The sequence below is a fragment of the Galactobacter valiniphilus genome (assembly GCF_003575975.1).
GTDB lineage: Bacteria > Actinomycetota > Actinomycetes > Actinomycetales > Micrococcaceae > Galactobacter > Galactobacter valiniphilus.
Genome location: NZ_QQXK01000026.1, coordinates 33709 through 59603, shown reverse-complemented (window position 1 = coordinate 59603; position 25895 = coordinate 33709). Strand labels below are relative to the sequence as shown.

Sequence of the window (25895 nt, the reverse complement as noted above, 5' to 3'; positions counted from 1 at the left end):
ATCAATTTGTTCCATGGCTATCGCTCACATCGCCCTCACGGGGTGAGGACGGCAAGCAACACCATTTCAAATAAAAAACGGTGTCAACAAACTTGGCACACTATTGAGTTCTCAAACAACGAACACCCCACCAGCTACCCCCAGCCCAAACAACCAGGATCACTACAATGAAGCTTCAGATTCTTGGCCGCTGCATCCGTTCCGGTTTCACAGATCGTCGCGGCGACAAGAGAAGACTCTACACGAATTCCGGACACGCGCAAAATCGGGGGCACCCCCTCGGGTGCTCCCCTCGTCCGGGGCCGACTTCCGCGATTTCTCGCGGATCTGGTGGGCCCGGGGCCCTCGAGTCGGCCTCTCAGCGCGGTTCGCTGCGCGTTTTTCCCAGCCAATCGTGAGCGGGCTCATATGTAAAGGGTTTGGAGCTGTGTGTTGCGAACTCTTCACCCGCCACTCGCTCCCCCGTCGCCTGTGCCTGCCGCTCCCCCGTGACGCCGGCAGCGGCTCAGGCAACGACTCCGCCGGCAACAACAAAGGAGGGACGGAACCACATGGTTCCATCCCTCCTGTTGTGGGAAGCCTCCGGCACACCGGCCGCGGCATGAACGCGCTCAGCCCAGGCGGGCCGCCGCGACGTTCTTCTTGCCGCGGCGCACGAGGAACACCCCGCCGGCCAGCGCGTCCTCGGCGCCAAACACGGCGTCCAGGTCGGTGACCTTCTGGTTGTTCACGTACGCGCCGCCCTCGGTGACGGTGCGGCGGGCCTCGGAGTTGGTCTTGGAGAGCTTCGTCGCCACGAGCAGATCGATGATGCCCACGCCGGCCTGCACCTGCACACCCGGAACGGACGCGGCGATGGCGAGCACGGTGCGCTCATCCAGCTCGCTCAGCTCGCCACCGCCGAAGACGGCAGCCGAGGCGGCGATCGCCTTCTCGGTCTCTTCCACACCGTGCACCAGCGCGGTGACGTCGTAGGCGAGCGTCTTCTGCGCCTCGCGGGCAAAGGGGCGCTCGGCCACGGCGGTCTCGAAGCCGGCGATCTCCTCGCGGGTGCGGAAGGTGAAGATCTTGAAGCGATCGATCACGTCGGCATCCGACTGGTTCAGCCAGAACTGGTAGAAGCTGTACGGGCTGCACAGCTCCGGGTCCAGCCAGATGGCGTTGCCCTCGGACTTGCCAAACTTGGTGCCGTCCGAGTTGGTGATGAGCGGCGTGCCCAGCGCGTTGACGCGGGCGCCCTCCGTCTTGCGGATCAGATCCGTGCCGGAGGTGAGGTTGCCCCACTGATCCGAGCCGCCGGACTGCAGGGTGCAGCCGTAGCGGCGGAAGAGCTCCAGGTAGTCCAGGCCCTGCAGGATCTGGTAGCTGAACTCTGTGTAGGAGATGCCTTCCTCGGACTCGAGGCGCTTGGCCACGATGTCCTTCTTGATCATGGTGCCCACGCGGAAGTTCTTGCCGATCTCGCGCAGGAACTCCAGGGCCGACATCTCGCCGGTCCAGTCGAGGTTGTTCACCATGCGCGCGGCGTTCTCTCCCTCAAAGGAGAGGAAGCGCTCGATCTGCGCGCGGAGGGATGACACCCACGTCTCCACGACCTCGCGCGGGTTGAGCACTCGCTCGGAGGTCTGGCGCGGGTCGCCGATCAGGCCGGTCGCCCCGCCGACCAGGCCGAGCGGCTTGTGGCCGGCCAGCTGCAGGCGCCGCATGACGAGCAGCTGCACGAGGTGGCCCAGGTGCAGGCTCGAGGCCGTGGGATCGAAGCCGCAGTAATAGGTGACCGTGTCCTCGCTGAGCGTGCGCTCCAGCTCCGCCTCATCCGTGGAGACGTGCACGTAGCCGCGCCACTTCAGCTCCTGGAAGACGTTTGAAAACGAGGGGTCGTTGCTCTGCGCGGCGAGGGCCGCGGCGTTCTGCGTATCGGTCACGCCTTCAAGGTTATCAATCGGTGGAGGCACCCACGGCCTGCGTGACCGGCAGGAGCGCAGCCGGCGCGTCCTCCCCCACGCTGATGACGCCGAGCCACTGCGTCGTGCGGGTGAGCGCCACGTACAGGTTGCCGACGCCGCCGTCGGAGTCGCGCACCACGTCGCCCGGATCGGCAACGATCACGACGTCGAACTCGAGGCCCTTGGCCTCGGTCGCGCTCATGACCAGCACGTCCTGGCCGGCCGCGGCGTCGCCGGCGCCCGTGCCCACGCGGGCGCCAAAGCGCTCGACCATGGCCCGACGCAGCTCGGTGACGTTGCGCTCGGAGGTCACCACGGCGCCCAGGCCGCCCGGCACGGCGGCGAGGCCCGCCGCCATCGCCTCCACGGCGGCGTCGGGCAGCTCGGTGGCCACGGCCACCGACGCGAGCACCGGTGCCTCGTCCGCGTCGCGCACGGCGCTCGCGGCGGAGATGCGCAAGCCGGCGTCGGTGGCGACGCGCTCGGCCAGCTCGACCGCCTGGCGCGGCGTGCGGTAGTTGACGCTGAGCTCGGCGAGCGTGAAGCGCTCACCCACGAACGGCGCCAGGGCGGCGCCCCAGGAACCGGCGGCCGCCGGCGCGTCGGCCTGCGCGGCGTCGCCCACCACGGTGAAGGACTTCATGGGGCAGCGGCGCATGAGCAACCGCCACTGCATGGGCGAGAGCTCCTGCGCCTCGTCCACCACCACGTGCCCGTAGGCCCAGGTGCGGTCCGCGGCGGCCAGCTCGGCGGCGGTGCCACGGGAGCCCTCCACCACGTTGTAGGCGGCGAGGGCCTCGGCGTCGATGAAGCCGTCGATGCCCTCCTCGGAGAGCTGGGCGTGCACATTGCGCACTGCCTGTTCGGCGTTTTCGAGGTCGCGCTTGGCCTGGGCCTTCGCCTCGGCCGCGGCGCGCCCGGCGCTCGGGTCGAAGTCGCCCAGCAGCTCCGCCGCCTCGTCCAGGAGCGGGACGTCCGCTTCGGTGAAGGGCGCCCCGGCGGGACGGGCCAGCGCGTCTCGCTCGGCCTCGCTGAACCCGGGCGTCACGGCGCGGCGGATGTTCTCCTTGGTGTAGATGCCCTCGAGCAGCTGCTGCGGCGTGAGCGGCATCCAGCACAGGTTGAGGGCCACGCGGACATCGCGCGAGGAGCGCACGTCCTCCACCAGGTACGCGCGGTCGGCCTCGTTGCCGGCGCCGCCGCTGGCCTCGAGGATCTCCTGCAGCTGCTCGGCGAGCTCCTTCACGAGGATCTTGACGAAGGTCTCGCGGGCCTCGTTGTGCGGCTTGTGGCCCTGCCTGGCGCGCTCGCGAGCGCGGCGGACCTGCTGCGGGGTGAGTGTGATCTTGGTGCCCTCGACCTCCAGCACGCGGGGGGCGGCTGGGATGCGCTGGCGCTGGGCCACGGCCTTGCGGATGACGTCTGCCATGCGCAGGGAGCCCTTGACGCGGGCCGTCTCGCGCGAGGTCTCGGGCGCCGCGTCGAGGCCCGGCCAGAGGCGTCCCAGGCTGGACATCACGACGCCCGTCTCGCCGAGCGAGGGAAGCACGCGGTCGATGTAGCGAAGGAAGGCATCGGACGGACCCACGATGAGCACGCCGGCGCGGCGCAGGCGCTCGCGCTGGGCGTAGAGCAGGTAGGCGGCGCGGTGCAGCGCCACGGCGGTCTTGCCGGTGCCCGGCCCGCCCTGCACCACCAGCACGCCGGGCAGTGGCGCGCGGATGATGCGGTCCTGCTCGGCCTGGATCGTGGCGACGATGTCGCCCATGCGGCCCGTGCGGCGGGCGTTGAGCGCCGCCAGCAGCGCGCCGTCGCCCTGCGAGGCGCCCTCGGCCTCGGCAAGGGCTGGGTCCAACACGTCGTCCTCGATGGAGACGACGTCGCGGCGGCGCAAGGTGAGGTGGCGGCGGCGGCTCACGCCGTGCCGGTCGAACGCGGTCGCTTGGTAGAAGGCGGCGGCCTCGGGGGCGCGCCAATCCACCAGGAGGCGGGTCTGGTCCTCGTCGGTCAGGCCGATGCGACCGATGTAGCGGTGCGCGTCCTCGCCGGATTCCAGGTCCAAGCGGCCGAAGGCCAGGCGCTCCTCGACGGCGTCCAGCTGGGCCAGGCGGTCCTCGTACAGCGTGGCAAAGCTGTCGCGCTCCGATTGGTTCTGCCGGCTGCCGATGGCCCCGGTCGAACGCACGCGCCGCAGCTGCTCGCGCTTCTCCTCGCGCAGTTCGTCCAGTCGGTGATAGAGGCCGTGCACGTACTCTCGCTCGTGCTCGAGCGCTCCGCGCGCCTCTGCCTGGACGGACTCGTTCGCCATGGTGCTCCCTCGCGTGGACGATGCCGTAAAAAACGGGACACACGAGTGTACTCCGCTCCCCCGGCGGCGCGGGGTGGTCGCGAGCGAAACACCCAGGCACCGCTCCACCATGCGCTGGCTGGCCGCCGGAAGCCTGGGACTGCTGGCCGTGCTTACGGCCCGCGGGGGCGGGGGCACGCCCGGCCTCCAGAGCCCCGTCGCCTCACCGTCGCAGTCCACTTCAGCCCCAACAACCCCGGGGTCGGCGCAGCTGAGCTACCGACTCGCGCTCATCGAGGCGAGACTGGATCGCATCGAGGACTCCCTCTGCGGCAAGTAGCAGCGGACCACGACGAGGGCCCCGACGCAGTGCGTCGGGGCCCTCGTCGGATGGTGCGGATCAGACGCGCTGCAGCGAGACGACCTCGCGCCCGGCGAGCTTCTCGCGGCCAGCGAGCGCCTCGAGTTCCAGGACCACGGCCACGCCGGCCACGGCGCCTCCGGCCTGCTCCACGAGGGAGGCGGCTGCCTCCATGGTGCCGCCCGTGGCGAGCACGTCGTCGATCAGCAGGACGCGCGCGCCGGGGTGCAGGGCGTCCTGGTGGATCTCGAGGGAGGCCGTGCCGTACTCGAGCTCGTAGTCGCGGCAGAAGACCTCGCGGGGCAGCTTGCCGCCCTTGCGCACCGTGAGCAGGCCCGTGCCGGTCGCGTAGGCGACGGCGGAGGCGAGCAGGAAGCCGCGGGCCTCCATGCCGGCCACGGCGTCGAAGCGGCCCTCGAAGGGCGCGGCCAGGGCGTCGACGATGCGGCGCAGGCCCTCAGCATCGGCAAAGACGGGGGTCAGGTCCTTGAACGAGATGCCCGGTTCCGGGTAGTCGGGAACCACCGCGCAGAGGCGGTCGAGAAGGGCTTCGATGGGCTCAAGCACGACAGAGTTCACCGGAGCATTCTAGTGCCTTCCGTGCCACGTGCACGACGGCGGGTTCCTCCCTGCCTGCCGCCCGCCGGGTGGGCGGGTGGTGTGAACAGCGCGACGGCGCCCTTCCGCGCTTCACGCGGCAGGGCGCCGTCGGGCACCGTGCTGAGACGAGGCGCGCTCAGGCGCGCGGGCCGTAGCCCTCCGCCAGGAGCGGGGTCTGCGCGTAGGCGCGGACGCCGGCCAGGGCGTCCTTGAGGGCGCCGAGCTGGGCGGCCACGGCGGCCGGGGCGGTGCCGCCCTGGCCGGAGCGGGCGTTGAGCGAGCCCTCGGTGGAGAGCACCGAACGCACCTCGGGGGTGAGGTGCTCCGAGATCCCGGCGTAGTCCTCCTCGCTCAGGTCCCACAGCTCCACAACGCGGGACTCGGCCAGGGCCACGGCCTCGCCGGAGAGCTCGTGCGCCACGCGGAACGGCACGCCCTGCTTCACGAGCCACTCGGCGATGTCGGTCGCGAGGGCGAAACCGAGCGGGGCCAGCTCGGCCATGCGCTCCGTGTTGAAGGTCAGCGTCGCGATCTGGCCGGAGACGGCCGGCAGCAGCAGCTCGAGGGTGTCGGCCGCGTCGAAGACCGGCTCCTTGTCCTCCTGCAGATCGCGGTTGTACGCGAGCGGCAGGCCCTTGAGCGTGGCCAGGAGGCCGGCCAGGTCGCCGATGAGGCGGCCCGACTTGCCGCGTGTGAGCTCGGCGACGTCGGGGTTCTTCTTCTGCGGCATGATCGAGGAGCCCGTGGAGTAGGAGTCGTGCAGCTTCACGAAGCCCACCTCCTTGGTGGCCCAGAAGATGATCTCCTCGGAGATGCGGGAGAGGTCGACGCCAATCATCGAGCAGACCCAGGCGAACTCGGCGAAGACATCGCGCGAGGCGGTGCCGTCGATGGAGTTCCACACGGCGGAGTCGAAGCCGAGCTCGGCAGCCACGGCGTTCGGGTCCAGGCCGAGTGTGTTGCCGGCGAGGGCCCCGGAGCCGTACGGGGAGACGGCGGCGCGCTTGTCCCAATCGGCCAGGCGCTGCACATCGCGCAGCAGGGCCCAGGCGTGGGCCAGTAGGTGGTGGCTGAGCAGGATGGGCTGCGCGTGCTGCAGGTGCGTGCGGCCAGGCATGGGGGCATTCGGGTGGGCCTCGGCCTGCTGGATCAGCGCGTCCACCGTGGCGAGCACGCCGCGGGCGATGAGGCGGGCGTGATCGCGCAGGAACATGCGCCCGAGGGTCGCGATCTGGTCGTTGCGCGAGCGGCCGGCACGCAGCTTGCCGCCCAGAGCCGTCCCGGCGCGCTCGATCAGCCCGCGTTCGAGGGAACCGTGCACGTCCTCGTCCGAGTCGGCGGCCACGTAGGCGCCGGAGACCACATCGGCGTCCAGCTGCTCGAGGGCGTCGAGCATGCCCTCCAGCTCCTCGTCGCTGAGGAGATTCGCCGTGTGCAGCACGCGGGCGTGGGCCTTGGAACCGGCGATGTCGTAGCGGGCCAGGCGCCAGTCGAAGTGGGTGGACTTGCTCAGCGCCGCCAGGGCGTCGGCCGGGCCGCCGGAGAAGCGGCCGCCCCAGAGGGCTCCCTCGTTGGTTCCGTGCGCCATGTGCGTGTCTCTCCTCGTGTCTTGCGTTGGCGGTGCCGCGACTCACGCCGCACACCGTTCACCAGTCTATCGGCCACCGCCTCGCCGGGCCGGGCTCCGTGACGCCGCCCAGCACACCCGCCCGCGCCCTTCGCTAAACTGGGCGCCATGAGCCACGAAAACCTCAGCGACTACGACCGCGCCTCCGCCACCCCGTCCCAGGTGGGCGGCAGCGCCGACGCTCCCGCGCTGAGCGATGAGCAGGTGGCCTTCCTCAACCGGCTCTTCGACCTCGCCCGCGAGGGCAAGCTCGAGCTGCTCGAGTACATCCGCCAGGGCATCCCGGCCGATCTCTCCGATCACAAGGGCGACACCTTCCTGATCCTCGCCGCCTACGCGGGCCACGAGGACCTCGTGCGCGGGCTCGTCGAGGCCGGTGCCGACGTGAACCGCCTCAATCAGCGCGAGCAGTCGGCACTGACCTGCGCCGTGTTCCGCGGCGATGAGGTGCTCGTGACGGCGCTGCTCGCCGCCGGCGCCGATCCCGAGCTCGGCGCCCAGAACGCCGTCGCCACGGCGCGGGCCTTCGGGCAGGACGAGCTCCTGGCCCTGCTGCAGCCGCGAGGCTGAGCCGCCCGCTTCCCCACGCAGGAAGGCCCGCCCCTTGAGGGGCGGGCCTTCCTGCGTTCTTGTGCAGACAAAAGTGCACGACGGCGCGGGGCTGGGTTCGCTCGGGTGGGCGCGCAGGGGCGGGTACCCCAGGCGGGTGCCCTCGGGGGCGGGCGAGCCCGGGCGGTCCGCCCGGGCCGGGCTACCCGGGCCGGTGCTCAGCGCGCGGGCAGCAGGGCGAGCAGCGCGGCGAGGCCCTGCTCGAAGGCGTCGTCCGCGGGATCGGCCGGGAGCGCGGCGCGCGCGGCGACCGCCCGCGCGAAGACGGGGTGCTCCCCCGCGTCCTCCCCCGAGTCGAAGATGTTCTCGGGGGCCGTGACATCCAGGGCCGAGCCGAAGATGAAGGACTCGAAGGCCACGATCACCGAGACGATGCGGGCGTCTGGCAGGCCGGCGGCGCACAGCGCCGAGGCGAGCGCCTCGTAGACACCGAGGGTGCGCGGGGAGTCGGCGACGGGCAGGACAGCGATGCCGGTGATGACGCCAGGGTGGGCCGCAAAGACGTCTCGATAGCTCCGGGCCCACGCCGCCATGGCGCTCGGCAGTGGCAGGCGCTGGAAGACGCTGACGTCCACCTCGCCCATGAGCATCTCCTGCACCAGCAGCCAGAGGGCGGCCTTGGAGGGCACGTGGTTGTAGAGGGCGGAGGGCGCGACGCCGAGCTCGGAGGCGAGGGACTTCATGGTCATGGACTCGAAGCCCACGGCGTCGATGAGCCGCAGCGCCGCCTCGGCGATGCCCTCGAGGCTCAGCACCGAGGTGGTGGGGCGCCCGGTGCGCCGCTTGAGGGTGGGTGCCACGTCCTGCCTTCGTCTGGGGTTGTCGCGGATCTGGCGGCCGGGCGGCGGCCCGATGCTGCGGCCGGCGCCGCTGCGCCACCTGCACAGAATCCCACGAGTGAATTTGAATCACTTTATTCGCGACACGGCCCGCGAGCCAGGCCGAGCACCGCCAGCGGCAGAATCTTTCCGCCGAATTTCCCTGCTTTGTCGGGATCTTTGGGAGCATTGATCCCGTTTCGCTCCGCATGATCCGCCCGAAAGTGGCCCAGGACACGTGGCTGGGATACCCTCGTAGTGAACAGCATTCATTTTGTTGGGCACAACGAGCCGGAGGGATCCCTCACCATGCAGAACATCGAACGCGACGTCGTCATCGTCGGAGCCGGCCCGGCCGGCCTCACCGCCGCACTGGAGCTGAAGAAGACGGGCAAGACCGTCGCGATCCTCGAGGCCCGCGACCGCGTCGGCGGCCGCACGTGGACCAACACCATCGGCGGCGCCACCATCGAGATCGGCGGCCAGTGGATCAGCCCCGACCAGACGGCCCTGTACTCCCTGGCCGATGAGCTCGGCATCGAGACGTACCCGCGCTGGAAGGAAGGCGCCTCCGTCTTCATCGATCACGACGGCAAGCGCACCGTCTACACGGGTGAGGACTTCCCCGTGGGCGAGGCCACCGTCGGCGAGATCGACAAGCTCATCGCGATCATGGACGAGCTCGCCGCCCAGGTGAACCCCGACAAGCCGTGGGAGCACCCGGAGGCCAAGGAGCTCGACACGATCTCCTTCCACCACTGGCTCGAGTCCAAGACCTCCGATCCGGTGGCCGTCGAGTGCGTCGGCCTGTTCATCGCCGGCGGCATGCTGACCAAGCCCGCCAAGACCTTCTCCGCGCTGCAGGCCCTGCTCATGGCCGCCTCCGCCGGTTCCTTCTCCAACCTGGTCGACGAGGACTTCATCCTCGATCGCCGCATGTCCACCACCATGCAGGGCGTCTCCCTCAAGATGGCCGAGCGCATCGGCGCCGAGGACATTTTCCTGAACAACCCGATGCTGCGCCTCGAGTGGAGCGATGACTCCGTCGTGGCCCACGGCAAGGACGTCTCCGTCTCCGCCAAGCGCGTCATCATGGCGATCCCGCCGAACCTCTACACGCGCCCCTCCTACGAGCCGCCGCTGCCGCGCTGGCAGCAGGTGACCCACCAGCACCAGTCCATGGGCCTGGTCATCAAGGTGCACGCCGTGTACGACCGTCCGTTCTGGCGCGAGCAGGGCCTCTCCGGCACCTGCTTCTCCCCCAGCTCGCTGGTCCAGGAGGTCTACGACAACACCTTCCTGAACGACCCGCGCGGCACCCTCGTCGGCTTCGTCTCCGACGAGAAGGCCGACGCCATGTGGGCCCTGGGCGAGGAGGAGCGCAAGACCGCGATCCTCGAGTCCATGGCGGCGTTCCTCGGCGAGGAGACCCTCAACCCCGAGGTCTTCTACCTCTCCGACTTCGGCTCCGAGGAGTGGACCCGCGGCGCCTACGCCACGAGCTACGACCTGGGCGGCCTGCACCGCTTCGGCCCCACGCAGAACGACGCCGTTGGTCCGATCTACTTCGCCTCCTCCGATCTGGCCGGCGAGGGCTACCAGCACGTCGACGGCGCCGTCCGCATGGGCCGCCGCACGGCCGCCCGCATCGTGGCCGAGCTCGATGGCGGCAGCTACGACGAGTCCTTCGATGGCGCCGTCAGCCCGTTCGTGAAGGCCTGATCCATCCCATGAAGTACATCGTCGGCTATACCGCGGATCGCGGCGGAAAACTGGCCCTGAACCTGGCGTGCAACATCGCGTACGCCGCCCGCAACCATGAGGATCCCGTCGAGGTTGACCTCGTCATGGTGGTGCGCAATCAGTCGCCGTTCACCGCCGTTTACCCCAGCGCGGACCCCCTCGGCTACGAGGAAATCCTGGACACCACGCTGCGCGGTTGGGCCGACGAGGCCCTGGCGATGATCCCGGAAGGGATCTCCGCGAGGGTGCTCATCCGGGCCGCCGACTCCGAGGCCGAGGGCATCATCGCCGCGGCCGAGGAGGTCGGCGCCCGGATGATCGTGGTGGCGCCGCGCGCCCACGGGCTGGGCGGCTCGCTCGGCTCGGTGGCGAACGCGCTGCTGCATTCCTCCCCCGTGCCCGTCATGCTGGCCGTGCCGCAGAGCACCCCGGAGGAGCCCACGGGCCCGGGTCCCTCGCGCGTCACCGCCTTTGTTGGCACCAAGGAGGGCGCGGAGGCCGTGGCCCACATGGCCGCCGTCACCGCGCAACACCATCACCTTCCGGTCCGCATCGTGTCCCTGCTGGAGCTGGATGGCTCCCGCGACGATGCCGACCAGCTCGCCGAAACTCGCGAGCTCATCGAGGAGATCGCCGGGCGCACGACGCTCGGCTCCGAGGTCATCGTGGCGCACGGCTCCACGTTCGACGAGGCGATCAGCCATGTCGAGTGGCGCCCACACGAGATCGCGCTCCTCGGCTCCGCCCGCATGGGCGGCCGCCGCCTCTTCCTGGGGTCGACGGCACACAAGGTGCTGCGCGTGACCCCCGTCCCCGTCGTCGTCGTGCCGCGGGACTACTCCGCCGCCGCCGCGGCCCGCATCGAGAACCAAGGGGGCCAGGCTTCATGAGCTCTCCCACGCAGCAGGACCAGCTCAAGGCTGGCCTGATCTCCGACCAGGCCGACAAGGGCCTGGCCAAGGGCGCCGTCGGCGTCATCGGCCTGATCGTCATCGGCATCTCCACGATTGCCCCGGCGTACACCCTGACGGCGGCCCTCGGCCCGACCGTCGCCGAGGTCGGAACGCACCTGCCCGCCATCTTCCTGGCCGGCTTCATCCCCATGCTCCTGGTGGCTCTCGGCTACCGCGAGCTCAACAACCGCATGCCGGACGCGGGCACCACGTTCACGTGGTCCACGCGCGCCTTCGGCCCGTGGATGGGCTGGATGGGCGGTTGGGGCCTCATCGCCGCCACCGTGATCGTGCTCTCCAACCTGGCGGCCGTGGCGACGGACTTCCTGTTCATCATGCTCAGCCAGCTCTTCAACAACCCGGAGATCGCCGAGCTGACGCGGAACCTGTGGATCAACATCCCGGTCACGCTGGTCTTCCTGGCGCTGGCCGTGTGGATCTCGTACCGCGGCGTGCAGACCGCCATGGTCGTGCAGTACGTCCTGGTGGCCTTCCAGATCCTCGTGTTGGTCTGGTTCTCCATCGCCGGCTTCGTTCACCTCGGCAACGGCACCGCGTTCGACGCCACCCCGCCGAGCCTCGAGTGGTTCAACCCCTTCGGTGTCGGCGACATCACCACGTTCACGGCCGGTGTCTCGCTCTCCATCTTCATCTTCTGGGGCTGGGACGTGACCCTCACCATGAACGAGGAGACGAAGGACCCGTCCAAGACGCCGGGCCGCGGTGCCACACTCACGGTGCTCATCATCATCGTGCTCTACATGCTCATCGCGCTCTCCGTCATCGCCTTTGCTGGCGTGGGCACCGAGGGCCTGGGTGCGGGTAACCCGGACAACCAGGAGTCGATCTTCGCCGTCCTGGCCGGCCCGGTCATGGGTCCGTTCGCGATCCTCATGTCGATCGCGATCCTCACCTCGAGCGCCTCGAGCCTGCAGTCCACCATGGTGGGCCCGGCCCGCACGCTGCTCTCCATGGGCTTCTTCAAGGCCCTCCCGGACGCCTTCGGCCGCATCTCGCCGCGCTTCAAGTCCCCCACCGTGGCCACCGTGGCCTCGGGTGCCGCCGCCGCCATCTTCTATGTGGTCACGCGCCTGCTCTCCGAGAACGCGCTGTGGGACACCGTGACGGCCCTCGGCATGATGGTCTGCTTCTACTACGGCATCACGGCCCTGGCCTGCGTGTGGTGGTTCCGCCGCGAGTTCATGAAGAGCGTGCGCGGCTTCGTGTTCCAGTTCCTCTTCCCGCTCATCGGCGGCGTGGTGCTGCTGCTCATGTTCATCAAGACCGCGATCGACTCGATGGACCCCGAGTACGGCTCCGGTTCGAACATCGGCGGCGTGGGCATGGTGTTCATCCTCGGCATGGCGATCATCCTGCTGGGCATCGGCACGATGCTCTACCAGGCCATCCGCCGCCCTGCCTTCTTCAAGGGCGAGACCCTCCCCCGCGATCGCTGAGTGTCTTGCACTGCACGACGGCGCCCGCCGGTCCCAGCCTCAGGCTGGGACCGGCGGGGCTTTTGTTGTCTGTCCCTGTGCACCCTTGAGGGCCAGGCGAGCCCGAGGCGATCGCCCCAGGCTCGCCGGGTACCCCTAGGCCGGCCCGGCCAGCGCCTCGGCCGCGAGGCGCAGTTCGAGGATCCACGCCTCAACGTTGGCGTCGATCGCCGCTCGAGTCTCGGCCTCGCCGAGGCCCAGCCCGGCAAAGCCCGTCTCGGTGATGATCAGCTCGGTGCCGCCCTCGACCTCCGTCAGCTCGAAGCTGGTGATGGTGGCCGGTGCCGCCGTATCGCCGCCCGTGTGGGCCCCCTTGCTGACGTAGCGCACCAAGGGCACCACCTCGACGTCGTCGAATTCGAACTCCCCGTAGACTGGGTCGATCACCAGGTGCCGGCCGGGGCTGGGCGTCTCCACCCGGTGATCCCGCCACTGTCCATCGTTGATGAACCACCCGGGCTCGGTCACGAAGTCCCACACCCGCTCCACCGGTGCGCTGAGCACCGCCCTGACCCGCAGTGCGTCGGCATCGTCGGGGATTTCGTTGGCTGGCAGGGTGGCGCTCATGCTCCCATCATGCTGGCGCGTCCGCCGCTCGCGCCAGGCTTCATCCGCGATTCACCGCCACATCCTGACACTGTCAGGTACGCGGGGAACCATGGTGCCCCGCGCCGGGAGCGGCGCCAGAGCAAGGAGACGCACATGGGATTCCTGACCCCGCAGGCCACCGGAGAACTCGGCGTGCTGAAGACCTATGCCCTGCAGCAGCTGGCCCAGCTGCGCACCACGGAGGTGGGGCTGAGCAACGAGCAGGCGCACTCCCACCCCGCGGCCTCAGCCCTGAACCTCACGGGCCTGCTGCGCCACTGCGGCGCCGTGGGCGTGTATTGGTCGGCGTGTGCCGTGGCGGCACCCGACGCGCCCCAGATCCCCGACGGTTTTGACGACCTCCCGCTCGAGGACATGATCGCGGATGAGTCAACGCTGGAGGAGACGCTCGTGTACTTCGACCGGTGCGTGGACCTCACGACCGCCAACTTCGACGCGGTCACCGACCTCTCGGCGCCCGTCCCGGTGCCGCCGGCACCGTGGTATCCGCCGGAGCTCACGAGCTGGGAGGCCCGCTGGTGCCTGGCTCACATCAGCACGGAGGTGGCCAGGCACACGGGCCACGCCGACATCATCCGCGAGTCCATCGACGGCAAGGGTGCCTACGAGCTCAACGACCTCGCCGAGGCGCTCTAGCGGCAGGCACCGTGAAGAGCGGGCGGGACCGCCGCCCGCGCAGGGCCTTGGCTAGACGCCGTCGGCCCACTCGAGGAAGCGCGCGGCCACATCGGCGCCGCCGTCCGGGCGACGCGTGATGACCACGACCGTGTCGTCGCCAGCGATGGTGCCCAGGATGTCGGGCAGCAGAGAGTGGTCGATCGACTGCGCCAGGAAGTTGGCGGCCCCCGGCGGCGTGTGCAGCACCACGAGGTTGGCACTCGACTCGGCGGCCACGAGCAGCTCGGCGCAGAGGCGGGTCAGCCGCGCGTCGAGCACCTCGGCGCCCGACTCCAGCCCGGCCGCGCGCGGTGACTCCTCGTCCTCGCTGCGCAGGGCGTACACGTGTGTGCCGTCGGCGGCCCGCACGCGCGTGGCGCCGAGGTCCAGCAGATCGCGCGAGAGCGTGCCCTGCGTGACCTGGATGCCTTCGGCCGAGAGCAGGCCGGCCAGCTCGGCCTGGCTGCGCACGGCGCGCAGGGTCACGAGCGCGCGGATGCGGGCCTGGCGGGCGATCTTGGTGCTCGGCGCGTTGCCCGGCACGCGCGTGCCGGGCAACGCGCCGCGGCCGGCGGAGACCTCGCTCATCGTGCCTCGGTCGGGCCGGCCACGAACTCCGGCGGCACGTCGGCCGAGAGCCCGGAGCGATCAAGCAGGAAGGTCAGGAGCGCCTTCTGCGCGTGCAGGCGGTTCTCCGCCTCGTCCCACACCACGGACTGCGGGCCGTCGATGACGGAGCCCTCGATCTCGTAGCCGCGGTAGGCCGGGAGGCAGTGGAGCACGATCGCGTCGGGCGCGGCCTGGGCCATCGCGGCGTCGTTCACGGCGTAGTCGGTGAAGAGCTTGAGGCGCGCCTCCTTCTCGTCCTCCTGGCCCATGGACACCCAGGTGTCGGTGGCGACCACATCGGCGCCGGCCAGCGCCTCGGCCGCGGAGGTGGTCACGAGCACCGAACCGCCCGTGAGCGCGGCACGCTCCTGGGCCGCCTGGACCATGCGCTCCTCGGGCAGGTAGCCCTCGGGACCGGCGATGCGCACGTGCATGCCGGCGGTCACGCCGCCGAGCAGGTAGGAGTTCGCCATGTTGTTGGCGGCGTCACCCAGGTACGTCAGGGTGAGGCCCTTGAGCTCGCCCTTGTGCTCGCGGATGGTCTGCAGGTCCGCGAGGATCTGGCACGGGTGATAGTCGTCCGTCAGGGCGTTGACCACGGGGATCGTGGAGTTCGCTGCCAGCTCCTCGAGCTGGTCCTGGCCGAAGGTGCGCCACACCACGGCGGAGAGCATGCGGGAGAAGACGCGGGCCGAGTCAGCGACGGTCTCCTTGTGCCCCAGCTGCGCCTCGCCCGGGTTGATGATGAGCGGGTTGCCGCCCAGATCCGCCACGCCGGCGGAGAAGGACAGGCGCGTGCGCGTGGAGGTCTTGTCGAAGATAATCGCCACGGTCTGCGGCCCGGCCAGCGGGGAACGCGACCAGCGATCCGCCTTGAGGGCGGCGGCGAGGTCAAGCACCTCGGCCTGCTCGGCCGGGCTCAGATCGGTGTCGACGAGGAAGTGACGCACGGGGGTGCCCGACGACGCGGGGCTGGGCTGGGAGGTCATCTCAGGACTCCTTGGGGGTGGTCTGGGCGGCGAGGGTCGCGGTCGCCGAGGCGACGAGGGCGGGGAAGGCCTGAACGAAGGTGCTCAGCTGCTCGCGGGTCACGATGAGCGGCGGGGCGAGGCGCACGGTGTCGGGGCCCGTGGCGTTGACGATGAAGCCGGCCTCGAGCCCGGCCTGGACGATGAGCGGGGCGAGGCCCTCGCGGACTTTGATGCCCACGAGCAGCCCGCGACCGTGCACGCCCTCGACCTCGTCGAGGGTCAGCAGCTCCTCGGCGAGCCAGGCCCCCGTCTCGCGCACATGGGCCAGGAGGCCCTCGTGCTCGATGACGTGGAGGGTCGCGAGGGCCGCGGCGGTGGCCATGGGGTTGCCGCCGAAGGTCGTGCCGTGTTGACCCGCGCTCAGGAGCGCGGAGACCTCGGGGCCGAACGTGAGCATGGCGCCGATCGGCACGCCGCCGCCGAGGCCCTTGGCCAGGGTCATGGCGTCGGGGATCACTCCCGCGGACGCGAACCACGCGCCCGTGCGGCCGATGCCCGTCTGCACCTCGTCGACGATCATGAGCGCCCCGGCCTCGCGCGTCACGTCGCGCACGGCCTGCAGGTAACCCTCGGGCAGCGGCAGCACGCCCGCCTCTCCCTGGATGGGCTCCACGATGACGGCCTGGACGGTCTCGTCCACGGCGGCGCGCAGGGCCTCGACGTCTCCGGCCGGGATCCACTCCACGCCGCCGGGCAGCGGCTCGAAGGGCTCGCGGTACGCGGGCTTCCACGTCATGGACAGGGCCCCGGCGGTGCGGCCGTGGAAGGAGTGCTCCAACGCAATGATGCGCGTGCGGGGCGCCTCGGCCGTGCCGCGGTTGCGGCGGGCCAGCTTGAAAGCCGCCTCGTTGGCCTCCGTGCCGGAGTTGGCGAAGAAGGCGTGCGAACCCTCGGGCGCGTTCGCGAGCGTGAGCAGCCGCTCGGCCAGCGCGATCTGCGTGGGCGAGGCGAAGAAGTTGGAGACGTGGCCGAGCGTCGCGAGCTGGCTCGAGACCACCGAGGTCAGGAACGGGTGCGCGTGGCCCAGGGCGTTGACGGCGATCCCGCCGAGCAGGTCCAGGTAGGCCTTCCCGTCCGCGTCCCAGACGGTGGCGCCGGAGCCGCGCACGAGCACGCGCTGGGGCGTGCCGAAGACGCCGAGCAGCGAGCGGTCGTAGCGGCGCAGCAGCTCCTCGCCCCGCAGGGCCGAGAGGGCCGCCAGGCCGTCTCCCGCGAGCGCCGCCGCGGCGGCGCCGACGGGCACCTCAAGCGAGCCGGCGTCGTCGTGCCGGGTGTTCTGCGCGTTCACGCGTTCTCCTCCTCGGTTTCCGGGACCACCTGGGTCCCGACGCCGGCCGAGGTGAAGACCTCGAGCAGCATGGTGTGCGGCTGACGCCCGTCCACGATGTGGGCGCGCGGCACGCCGGCGTCCAGCGCGGCCAGGCAGGCCTTCATCTTGGGGATCATGCCCGACTCGAGCGAGGGCAGCATGCGGCGCAGCTCCCCCGCGTCGAGCGAGCTGATGAGGCTCAAACGATCCGGCCAGTTGGCGTAGAGGCCCTCGACGTCCGTCAGGATGACGAGCTTGGAGGCGCCCAGGGCGCCGGCCAGGGCGGCGGCGGCGGTGTCGGCGTTGACGTTGAGCACCTCGCCCGTGGGCTTGCCGTTGGCGTCGATCTCCGGCGCGACCGTGGAAATCACCGGGATGCGGCCTGCCTCGATGAGGTCCTCCACGGCCGTGGGATCCACGCCCGTCACCTCGCCGACGAGGCCCAGGTCCACCTCGACGCCGTCCACGACGGTGCCGGTGCGGGCCGCCCGCAGCAGGCGCCCGTCCTCGCCGGAGAGGCCCACAGCGTAGCGGCCGTGCTCGTTGATCAGGCCCACGAGCTCGCGCCCCACCTGACCCGTCAGGACCATGCGGACGACCTCCATGGCCTCCGGCGTGGTGACGCGCAGGCCGCCGCGGAACTCCGACTCGACGCCGAGGCGATCGAGCATCGAGTTGATCTGCGGGCCGCCGCCGTGCACCACCACGGGGTGGATACCGGCGTGATGCAGGAAGACGATGTCCTCGGCAAAGGCGCGGCGCAGCGTGTCATCCACCATGGCGTTGCCGCCGTACTTGATGACCATGCGGCTGCCGGCAAAGCGCGTGATCCAGGGAAGCGCCTCCACGAGGGCCTCCGCCTTGCGCTGCGCGGCGGCCAGGCGCTCGCTCTGTTCCGTGGGATCCATGGCTGTGCTCTTTTGCATCGAGGTGTCTTCCTGCGTCTTACCGTGCTGCCGTGTTCCTGTGCTTCTGGTCCCGAGGCTCAGCTCGAGTACGCGGAGTTCTCTTCCACGTAGTCGTGCGTGAGGTCGTTGGTCCAGACCGTGGCCTGCTCGGTGCCGGCCTTGAGGTCGATGACGACGCTGACCTCGCGGGCCGAGGCGAGGTCCACGAGCGAACGATCCTCCCCCACACCGCAGCCGCGGCAGACCATGACGCCGTTGATCGTGACGTCCAGATCGCTCGCCTCGAAGGCGGCCTTCGTGGTGCCGACCTCGGAGAGCACACGGCCCCAGTTCGGGTCGTTGCCGAAGATCGCCGTCTTGAAGAGGTTGGAGCGCGAGACGGCGCGCGAGACCTCGAGGGCGTCCTCGAGGCTCGCAGCGTTCACGGTCTGCACGGCGATGTCGTGGCTGGCGCCCTCGGCGTCAGCGAGCAGCTGCAGGGCCAGGTCGGTGCACAACTCGGAGAGCAGGGCTGCAAACTCGGCCTCGTCGGGGGTGACACCCGCGGCACCGGAGGACATGAGCACCACGGTGTCGTTGGTGGACATGCAGCCATCGGAATCGGCGCGGTCGAAGCTCACGCCCGTGGCGGCGCGCAGGGCGGCGTCCAGCTGTGCGGGGTTCAGGACGGCGTCCGTGGTGATGACCACGAGCATCGTGGCCAGCGCCGGGGCCAGCATGCCCGCACCCTTGGCCATGCCGCCGATCGTGTAGCCGCTGCCCGTGCGCTCTGCCTGCTTCGGCACGGTGTCAGTGGTCATGATGGAGCGCGCCGCGCCCGCTCCGCCCTCGGCGCTCAGCGCGCCAGAGGCCTCGGCGGCGCCGGCCAGGATCTTCTCCATGGGCAGGCGCTCACCGATCAGTCCCGTGGAGCAGACCACCACATCGGTCGCGGAGACGCCGAGCAGCGAGGCCACCTCCTCCGCCGTGCGGTGGGTGTCTTGGAAGCCCGGGGCCCCGGTGCAGGCGTTGGCCCCGCCGGAGTTGAGGATGACGGCGTCGACGCGGCCGTCCTTGATCACCTCGCGCGACCAGTGCACGGGGGCGGCGGCCACGCGATTGGAGGTGAAGACCGCTGCGGCGGCGCGCTGAGGGCCCTCGTTGACGACAAGCGCAAGGTCGGGCTTGCCCGAGGCCTTGATCCCCGCGGTCACGCCCGCTGCACGGAAGCCGGCGGGCGCCGTGACGCCCTGCAGCGCGGCGGCGTCCGCGGCCGAGGTGCGCGGGGGCCAGGTGTACTGGGTGGAGGCGGCGTTCACGGTGCCATCCCTTCGATCTCGAGGCCGAGGGTCTCGGGCAGGCCCAGGGCGATGTTCATTGACTGCACGGCACCACCGGCGGTGCCCTTGGTCAGGTTGTCGATGACGCACGTGACGATGACGCGGCCGGCGTGGGGATCCACGGCCAGCTGCATCTCGGCGTGGTTGGAGCCCTGGACGTGCTTGGTGTGCGGCCACTGCCCCTCAGGGAGCACGTGCACAAACGGCTCGTCGCGGTAGGCGTCCTCCCAGGCCGCGCGCACGGAGGCGGCGTCAACGCCCGGCTTGAGCCGCGCCGTCGCGGTGGTCAGGATCCCGCGCGGCATGGGGGCCAGCGTGGGCGTGAAGGAGACCTGGACGGGCTCGCCGGCGAGCGCGGAGAAGCCCTGCTCCATCTCCGGCGTGTGGCGGTGCGATCCGCCCACGCCGTAGGGGCTCATGCCGCCCATGACCTCGGAGCCGAGGAGGTGAGTCTTGGCCGACTTGCCGGCGCCGGAGGTGCCGGAGGCGGAGACGATGACGACGTCGCGCGGCTCGAGGAGGCCGGCGCTGAAGCCGGGCGCCAGGGCGAGCTGCGCGCTCGTGGGGTAGCAGCCGGGCACGGCGATGCGCTTGGAGCCCACGAGGGCCTCGCGGTGGCCGGGCAGCTCGGGCAGGCCGTAGGGCCAGGAGCCGGCGTGCGGCGTGCCGTAGAACTTCTCCCAGGCCGTGGGGTCCACGAGGCGGTGGTCGGCGCCGGCGTCGATCACGAGCGTCTCGGGGCCGAGCTGGGCCGCGACGGCGGCCGATGCACCGTGCGGGAGGGCGAGGAACACGACGTCGTGGCCGGCCAGGACCTCCGGCGTGGTGTCCTCGAGCACGCGGTCCGCGAGGGAGCGCAGGTGCGGCTGAAGCTCACCCAGGCGCGATCCGGCGTTGGAGTGCGCCGTGATGGCCCCGATGGTGACCTCTGGGTGATGGGCGAGGAGCCGGAGCACCTCGCCGCCTGCATAACCACTCGCGCCCGAAACGGCTACCGTGAACGTCATGCACCGATCGTAGCCCCTTGTATGCAGTGGCGCTAATAAATATGCGATCGTGACGCGCAAAGGAGAGCTCATGCCCGAGTATCAGGACCGCATCCGCATCGATCGCTACGGCTCCCCGGAGGAGCTGCGGCTCGTGCAGGACCCCGTGCCCCAGCCCGGTCCGGGCGAGCTGCTCGTCAAGGTCGCCGCGGTGGGCGTGAACTTCATCGAGACCTATCAGCGCTCCGGCGTCTACCGCGTCCCGCTCCCCTTCCGCCCCGGCTCCGAGGCCTCCGGCACGGTCACCGCGATCGGCGAGGGCGTCACGGGCTTCGCGGTGGGCGATCTCGTGGCCACGGCCGAGGGCTCAGGCACCTACGCCGAGTACACGCTGCTCGACGCGCAGCGCGCCGTGAAGGTGCCGGGCGGGGTGGACCCCGTGGAGGCGGCCGCCGTTCCCCTGCAGGGCTTCACCGCCCACTACCTCATCAACGACTCCTACCAGGTCAAGGCCGGGGACACCATCCTCACCACCGCCGGGGCGGGCGGCGTGGGGCAGCTGCTGACCCAGATGCTCAAGGCCAAGGGCGCCACGGTCATCACCACCACCTCCACCCCGGCCAAGGCGGCGATCGCTGCGGAGGCCGGGGCCGACCACGTCCTGCGCTACGACGAGGTGCCCGGCGCGGTCCGCGAACTCACCGACGGCGTGGGCGTCGCCGCGGTGTACGACGGCGTGGGGGCAGCGACCTTCGAGTCCAGTCTCCTGAGCCTGCGTCCCCGCGGCACCATGGTGCTCTTCGGCGGCGCGTCTGGGCAGGTCCCACCCTTTGATCTGCAGCGGCTCAACGCTCTCGGCTCGCTCAGCATCACGCGCCCCAGCCTCTCGGCCTTCCTCTCCTCCCCCGCCGAACGCGCCTGGCGGGCCGGCGAAGTCTTCGGCGCGGTGGCCTCCGGGGAGCTCCAGCTCTCCATCGGCGAGCGTTTCTCCCTGCGACACGCCGACGACGCGCACCGGGCCCTGGAGGGACGTGGCACCACCGGCAAGGTGTTGCTGGTGCCCTGAGCACTCCGCGATCTGCACGGTTAACGCTAAGGGGCCCGTGGAATCATCGATTCCACGGGCCCTGGTGCATCCCAGCCGGAAACCCCCCGGTAGCCGGGCGGACACACCGTAGAGGCAACCCCCCGGAAGCCTCGTAGCCACCATGGTAGCGGGAATTCCGACTTTTCGTCAGCCCCTTCATTGCCCCACAGACACGTTCGCTAGGATCGTGGTCATTGTTCGGTGCCGCGGATGCGGCGCTCCCCCACCGAAATCGAGATCGACCAACTAATGAGTTCAACAACCCTCATGACAAACCTGTCCCGTGTCCTGACCCCAAAGGCCACCGGCGTGGTCGAGGCGGCCAAGGCCGAATTCGCCACGCACGGCTTCGCCGGTGCCACCACCGATGCGATCGCGCGTAAGGCTGGCGTGTCCCAGCCCTACGTCGTGCGCCTCTTCGGCTCCAAGGAGCGCCTGTTCCTGCGCTGCTGTGCCGAGGGCCACGAGGCGCTCATCTCCTCGTTCCGCGCCGCGATCGCCCGTACCCCCGAGCGTCCCGTCAACCCCGCCGTCATCGGGGCCTGCTACCACGAGCTGGTGGAGGACGCGACGATCCTGAAACTCATGGTCCAGCAGAACACCATGGGCGATCACCCCACGATCGGCCCGCAGGTGCGCGAATGGTTCATGGATCTTTACCGCGTGTTGCGCCGCGAGGCGGAACTACCGGAGGAGATGGCGCGCACGTTCTTCGCGCGCGGGATGCTCATCAACCAGCTCCTCTCGCTCGGGTTGACCCCCGAGGACGACGAGGCGCGCGAGCTGTTGCGGTACCTGGCACCGACCGGTGAACGACCGGCACCCGGAGCCTGACGCGCTCGTTCACCTGCCGTACACTTCCGATCCCTAGCGTGGTGCGCGCCCTCCTGTTCCGGGGGGCGAGCACCGGCCGGGGGCGGCCCGACGCCAGTCCTCCGGTCTCAAGTACAGGAGGTCGCGGTGCCCAGCACCCCCGACGTGGCACCATCGGTCGTCCCCACGGACGGCACCGAAGCGCACGGCGCTCCGGAGGCGAGTCACGCGAGCGCGTACGCGGCCCAATTTCCCGGCGGCGAGCGCGCCCCCGAGCCACGCACCCTCGTCGACATCCTTCGGGCCAGCGCCGCGGCGCACCCCGAGGCACCCGCCATCGACGATGGCGAGCTCCTGCTTGATTACGCAGCATTGCTGGAGGCCGTGGACTCCCTGGCAGATCGCCTGCGCTCCGCCGGCCACGGTGCGGGCGATCGCATCGGCATCCGTCTGCCCTCCGGCACCCGCCAGCTCTACGTCAGCATCCTCGCGGTCCTGGCGATCGGCGCGGCGTACGTCCCGGTGGACACCGACGATCCCGCCGAACGCGCCGAACTCGTCTTCGGCGAGGCGGGCATCGCCGCGCTCCTGAGCCAGCTCGACGGCGACACCGTTGCGGTTCCAGCGCGCGCGGCCGGTTCGCTCGCCGCGGCCTCGCGCGAACCGCTCATCACCGACGACGCGTGGATCATCTTCACCTCAGGTTCCACCGGCACCCCCAAGGGCGTGGCCGTGACCCATCGGAACGCGGCGGCCTTCGTTGACGCCGAGGCCCGCCTCTTCCTGCAGGCCGAACCGCTCGGGCCGGGCGACCGCGTCCTGGCCGGCCTCTCGGTGGCCTTCGACGCCTCCTGCGAGGAGATGTGGCTCGCCTGGCGGCACGGCGCCTGCCTCGTCCCAGCGCCCCGCGAGCTCGTGCGCACGGGCGCCGACCTTGGCCCATGGCTCTCGCAGCGCGGCGTCACGGCCGTCTCGACCGTCCCCACGCTCGCGGCGCTCTGGCCGGCCGAGGCGCTCGAGGAGGTGCGCCTGCTCATCTTTGGCGGCGAGGCCTGCCCGCCCGAACTCGCGGCCCGCCTGGCCCAACCCGGGCGCGAGGTCTGGAACACCTACGGCCCCACCGAGGCGACCGTCGTGGCCTGCGCCGCCCCGCTCACGGGCGAGGGCCCCGTGCGGATCGGTCTGCCGCTGGATGGCTGGGATCTCGCCGTCGTCGACCCGGCCACGGGTGTCCCCGTCGCCGAGGGCGGCACGGGCGAGCTCATCATCGGCGGCGTGGGCCTGGCCCGCTACCTCGACCCGGAGAAGGACGCCGCCAAGTACGCGCCGATGCCCACCCTCGGCTGGGAACGCGCGTACCGCTCGGGCGACCTCGTGGTCAACGACCACCTGGGCCTGCTCTTCGTGGGCCGGGCTGACGACCAGGTGAAGATCGGCGGCCGCCGCATCGAACTCGGCGAGCTGGACAGCGCCCTGCAGAACCTCCCGGGCGTCTCCGGCGCGGCCGCGGCCGTGCGCACCACGGCGGCCGGAAACCAGATCCTCGTGGGCTACCTGGCCGCCGAGCACGAGCTCGACCTCAAGGCGGCCCGCGAGACCCTGCTCGTGGATCTCCCCGCGGCGCTCGTCCCGCTCCTGGCGCAGCTGGATTCGCTGCCCACCAAGACGAGCGGCAAGGTGGACCGGGCGGCCCTCCCCTGGCCCCTTCCGGGGGCCCAGGCGGAGGACGACGGCGCGCTGGCCGCGTTAGGCGAGGACGCCGGCTTCATCGCGCGGTCCTTCTCCGCTGTCCTGGGCGGCGCCCTGGGCGGCCTGGACGCGGACTTCTTCGCCGTGGGCGGCGGCTCGCTCACGGCGGCGCGCCTCGTCTCGCTCCTGCGCGAACGGCACCCCCTGGTGACGGTCGCGGACCTCTACTCCCACCCGCGCCTCGGGGCGCTCATCGACTTCCTGGGGGCCTCCACCGCGACACCGCCTCCCCCGCCGCGCGAGGTGGCGCGGACCCGACGCGGGGCCCAATTCGCCCAGACGCTGGCCGGGATTCCGCTCTTCGTGCTCGTGGGCATGCGCTGGCTGACCTACCTGGCCATCGGTGGAAATCTGCTCAGCGCCGCCGGGGTGCTGCAGGGTCATCACGTCGTGTCCTGGTGGTGGATCCTGCTCAGCTGGACGCTCTTCGTGAGTCCCCCCGGGCGCATGGCGATCTCCGTCGCGGCGGCCCGGCTGCTCCTGCGCGGCGTGGGACCGGGAGAATACCCGCGCTCCGGCTCCGTGCATCTGCGCCTGTGGCTCGCCCAGCACATCGCCGACCTCGTGGATCCGGTGTCCCTGGCCGGCGCCGTGTGGGTCAAGCGCTACGCGCGCGGCCTCGGCGCCACGATCGGCAAGGACGTCACCCTGCACTCCGTGCCGCCCGTGACGGGGCTCCTGCGCATCGGCGACGGCGCCTCGATCGAGCCGGAGGTCGACCTCTCGGGCTACTGGATCGACGGCGACCGCCTCATCATCGGCGAGCTCCGGATCGGCGAGGACGCCGTCGTCGGCGCCCGCAGCACCCTGCACCCCGGAGCCAAGGTGGGCGGCGGCGCGGATGTGGCGCCCGGTTCCGCCGTCATCGGCAAGGTGAAGGCGCGCGCTGCCGTGGCTGGCTCCCCCGCCCGCCGCATCGGCAAGGCGCGCGGCGCCTGGCCCGCCGCCGTCCCGCCGAGCCATCGCGGAGCCAAGCTCGGCTTCGCGCTCGGCGGCGCGGGCCTCGCCCTGCTCCCCTGGGTCTCCGTGGCCCTCGCCGTGCTCTCCGCGACGCCGTTCCTGCGCGGGCACGCGTCGCTCGGCCAGGCGGCGTCGTCCCTCTGGCTGGCCCTGCCGCTCGCCGCGGCCGTCTGGTTTCTCTCCACGGCGCTCATCATCCTGATCACCGTGCGCCTGCTCTCGCTCAAGATCACTGAGGGCTGGCACCCGGCCGAGGGCGCCGTTGCCTGGCGGATCTGGGCCACCGAACGCCTCCTCGACGTGGCGCGCGATCTGCTCTTCCCGCTCTACGCCTCGCTCGCCACCCCCGTGTGGCTGCGCCTGCTCGGTGCCAAGGTGGGGCGCGACGTCGAGGCCTCCACGGTGCTGCTCATCCCCAAGATGACGACGATCGGCGACGGCGCGTTCCTCGCCGACGACACGCTCGTCGCCTCCTATGAACTCGGCGGCGGCTGGCTGCACGTCGCCCCGGCCAAGGTGGGCAAGCGCGCCTTCCTCGGCAACTCCGGCATGGCGGCAGCCGGGCGGCGCGTGCCCAAGGGCGGCCTCGTCGCCGTCCTCTCGGCGACCCCGCCGAAGGCCAAGGCCGGGTCGTCGTGGCTCGGCAGCCCGCCCGTCAAGCTGCGCCGCGCCGCGGTCGAGGCGCAGGACGATCGCACCTACGCGCCGCCCACGCGGCTCAAGGTCGCCCGCGGCGCCTGGGAGCTGCTGCGGCTCGTGGCCGTGCTCGCGACCGTCGCCACGGCCGCCGGCGTCCTCGTGGTCCTGGATGTGCTGTGGAACAGCTGGGGTCCGTTGGCCGGCGTGCTGCTCTCCGGTTCCGTTCTGCTCGCGGCCGGCGGCGCCGCCGCCCTCGTGGCGATCGCCGTCAAGTGGCTCCTCGTGGGGCGCCTGCGCGAGGGCGAGCACCCGTTGTGGAGCTCGTTCATCTGGCGCAACGAGGTGGTCGACGCCTTCATCGAGATGCTCTGCGCCCCGTGGTTCGCGCGGGCCGCCTCCGGCACGCCGGCCCTCGTGTGGTTCCTGCGCGGGCTCGGCGCCAAGATCGGCCACGGCGTCTGGTGCGAGAGCTACTGGCTCCCGGAGGCCGATCTCGTGCGTCTCGGCGATTCCTCCACCGTCAACCGCGGCTGCGTGGTCCAGACCCACCTCTTCCACGATCGCGTCATGGCCATCGACACGGTCCAGCTGGCCGCCGGCTCCACGCTCGGGCCCAACTCGGTCATCCTCCCGGCCGCGGCGCTGGGCGCCGGCTCCACCACGGGGCCCGCCTCGCTCGTGATGCGCGGCGAGGTCGTTCCCGCCGGCTCGCGCTGGACGGGGAACCCCGTGGAGCCGTGGACCGACGCCGAGCGGTAGCCTGCTCCACACACGCACGA

21 protein-coding genes are annotated in these 25895 nt (G+C 70.9%); 9 read left to right on the top strand and 12 right to left on the bottom strand.

Features of this window, described 5'->3' with window-relative positions; all coding sequences use genetic code 11:
* Positions 1–611 precede the first annotated feature (611 nt).
* Both tyrS and DWB68_RS12420 read right to left on the bottom strand, forming a co-directional pair.
* A complete protein-coding gene (gene tyrS / locus DWB68_RS12425; RefSeq protein ID WP_119425440.1) occupies positions 612–1925 on the bottom strand; it encodes a tyrosine--tRNA ligase in 1314 nt (437 codons plus the stop codon).
* 13 nt (positions 1926–1938) lie between these two features.
* Entirely contained in the window at positions 1939–4254 is a 2316-nt protein-coding gene (locus DWB68_RS12420) for a HelD family protein (RefSeq protein ID WP_119425439.1), read from the bottom strand.
* 109 nt (positions 4255–4363) lie between these two features.
* Here DWB68_RS12420 and DWB68_RS12415 point away from each other — a divergent pair, with 109 nt between their 5' ends.
* Entirely contained in the window at positions 4364–4573 is a 210-nt protein-coding gene (locus tag DWB68_RS12415; RefSeq protein WP_119425438.1) for a hypothetical protein, read from the top strand.
* Between the two features lie 60 nt (positions 4574–4633).
* Here DWB68_RS12415 and DWB68_RS12410 read toward each other — a convergent pair whose 3' ends face one another.
* Both DWB68_RS12410 and argH read right to left on the bottom strand, forming a co-directional pair.
* Positions 4634–5173, bottom strand: a complete 540-nt coding sequence (locus DWB68_RS12410; RefSeq protein WP_233548798.1) for an adenine phosphoribosyltransferase — start codon at positions 5171–5173, stop codon at positions 4634–4636.
* A gap of 157 nt (positions 5174–5330) precedes the next feature.
* Positions 5331–6782 carry an argininosuccinate lyase gene (argH, locus tag DWB68_RS12405; protein ID WP_119425437.1) on the bottom strand — a complete coding sequence of 484 codons (1452 nt, stop codon included), beginning with the start codon at positions 6780–6782 and terminating at the stop codon, positions 5331–5333.
* A gap of 147 nt (positions 6783–6929) precedes the next feature.
* Between argH and DWB68_RS12400 the strand changes: the two genes are divergently transcribed.
* Positions 6930–7391 (top strand): ankyrin repeat domain-containing protein, encoded by a 462-nt coding sequence (locus DWB68_RS12400; RefSeq protein WP_119425436.1) that lies wholly within the window; start codon positions 6930–6932, stop codon positions 7389–7391.
* 197 nt (positions 7392–7588) lie between these two features.
* On the opposite strand, the gene DWB68_RS12395 is transcribed toward DWB68_RS12400, so the two are convergent.
* Positions 7589–8230: a TetR/AcrR family transcriptional regulator gene (locus tag DWB68_RS12395; protein WP_119425435.1), complete on the bottom strand. Its 642-nt coding sequence runs from the start codon at positions 8228–8230 to the stop codon at positions 7589–7591.
* Positions 8231–8557: 327 nt separating this feature from the next.
* Here DWB68_RS12395 and DWB68_RS12390 point away from each other — a divergent pair, with 327 nt between their 5' ends.
* Genes DWB68_RS12390 through DWB68_RS12380 form a run of 3 tightly spaced genes read left to right on the top strand, consistent with a single transcriptional unit; the run spans position 8558 to position 12401 of the window.
* A complete protein-coding gene (locus DWB68_RS12390; RefSeq protein ID WP_119425434.1) occupies positions 8558–9970 on the top strand; it encodes a flavin monoamine oxidase family protein in 1413 nt (470 codons plus the stop codon).
* Positions 9971–9978: 8 nt separating this feature from the next.
* Positions 9979–10881 carry a universal stress protein gene (locus DWB68_RS12385; RefSeq protein WP_119425433.1) on the top strand — a complete coding sequence of 301 codons (903 nt, stop codon included), beginning with the start codon at positions 9979–9981 and terminating at the stop codon, positions 10879–10881.
* Positions 10878–12401 carry an APC family permease gene (locus DWB68_RS12380; protein ID WP_119425432.1) on the top strand — a complete coding sequence of 508 codons (1524 nt, stop codon included), beginning with the start codon at positions 10878–10880 and terminating at the stop codon, positions 12399–12401. Before DWB68_RS12385 ends, DWB68_RS12380 begins: the two co-directional genes overlap by 4 nt.
* 135 nt (positions 12402–12536) lie before the next feature.
* On the opposite strand, the gene DWB68_RS12375 is transcribed toward DWB68_RS12380, so the two are convergent.
* Positions 12537–13007: an SRPBCC domain-containing protein gene (locus DWB68_RS12375; protein ID WP_119425431.1), complete on the bottom strand. Its 471-nt coding sequence runs from the start codon at positions 13005–13007 to the stop codon at positions 12537–12539.
* 135 nt (positions 13008–13142) lie between these two features.
* Between DWB68_RS12375 and DWB68_RS12370 the strand changes: the two genes are divergently transcribed.
* Positions 13143–13685 carry a mycothiol transferase gene (locus tag DWB68_RS12370; protein ID WP_119425430.1) on the top strand — a complete coding sequence of 181 codons (543 nt, stop codon included), beginning with the start codon at positions 13143–13145 and terminating at the stop codon, positions 13683–13685.
* A gap of 51 nt (positions 13686–13736) precedes the next feature.
* On the opposite strand, the gene DWB68_RS12365 is transcribed toward DWB68_RS12370, so the two are convergent.
* The 6 genes from DWB68_RS12365 to argC are packed head-to-tail and all read right to left on the bottom strand — an operon-like array spanning position 13737 to position 19889.
* Positions 13737–14294 (bottom strand): arginine repressor, encoded by a 558-nt coding sequence (locus DWB68_RS12365; protein WP_119425429.1) that lies wholly within the window; start codon positions 14292–14294, stop codon positions 13737–13739.
* A complete protein-coding gene (gene argF, locus DWB68_RS12360; protein ID WP_119425428.1) occupies positions 14291–15304 on the bottom strand; it encodes an ornithine carbamoyltransferase in 1014 nt (337 codons plus the stop codon). The genes DWB68_RS12365 and argF overlap by 4 nt, the downstream gene beginning before the upstream one ends.
* Before the next feature lies 1 nt (position 15305).
* Entirely contained in the window at positions 15306–16634 is a 1329-nt protein-coding gene (locus DWB68_RS12355) for an acetylornithine transaminase (protein WP_407645703.1), read from the bottom strand.
* On the bottom strand, positions 16631–17581 hold the full coding sequence (argB, locus tag DWB68_RS12350) for an acetylglutamate kinase (protein WP_233548797.1): 951 nt from the start codon (positions 17579–17581) through the stop codon (positions 16631–16633). Before argB ends, DWB68_RS12355 begins: the two co-directional genes overlap by 4 nt.
* A 59-nt stretch (positions 17582–17640) precedes the next feature.
* A complete protein-coding gene (gene argJ, locus DWB68_RS12345) occupies positions 17641–18798 on the bottom strand; it encodes a bifunctional glutamate N-acetyltransferase/amino-acid acetyltransferase ArgJ (protein WP_119425445.1) in 1158 nt (385 codons plus the stop codon).
* Positions 18799–18857: 59 nt separating this feature from the next.
* The gene (gene argC, locus DWB68_RS12340; protein ID WP_119425426.1) at positions 18858–19889 is read right to left on the bottom strand and encodes an N-acetyl-gamma-glutamyl-phosphate reductase; all 1032 of its coding nucleotides are present in this window, start codon (positions 19887–19889) and stop codon (positions 18858–18860) included.
* Between the two features lie 70 nt (positions 19890–19959).
* On the opposite strand from argC, the gene DWB68_RS12335 reads away from it, so the two are divergent.
* From DWB68_RS12335 to DWB68_RS12325, 3 genes are all read left to right on the top strand, one after another.
* Entirely contained in the window at positions 19960–20934 is a 975-nt protein-coding gene (locus DWB68_RS12335) for a quinone oxidoreductase family protein (RefSeq protein WP_119425425.1), read from the top strand.
* A gap of 288 nt (positions 20935–21222) precedes the next feature.
* Positions 21223–21789: a TetR/AcrR family transcriptional regulator gene (locus tag DWB68_RS12330; RefSeq protein WP_119425424.1), complete on the top strand. Its 567-nt coding sequence runs from the start codon at positions 21223–21225 to the stop codon at positions 21787–21789.
* Between the two features lie 126 nt (positions 21790–21915).
* A complete protein-coding gene (locus DWB68_RS12325) occupies positions 21916–25875 on the top strand; it encodes a Pls/PosA family non-ribosomal peptide synthetase (protein ID WP_233548796.1) in 3960 nt (1319 codons plus the stop codon).
* Positions 25876–25895 lie beyond the last annotated feature (20 nt).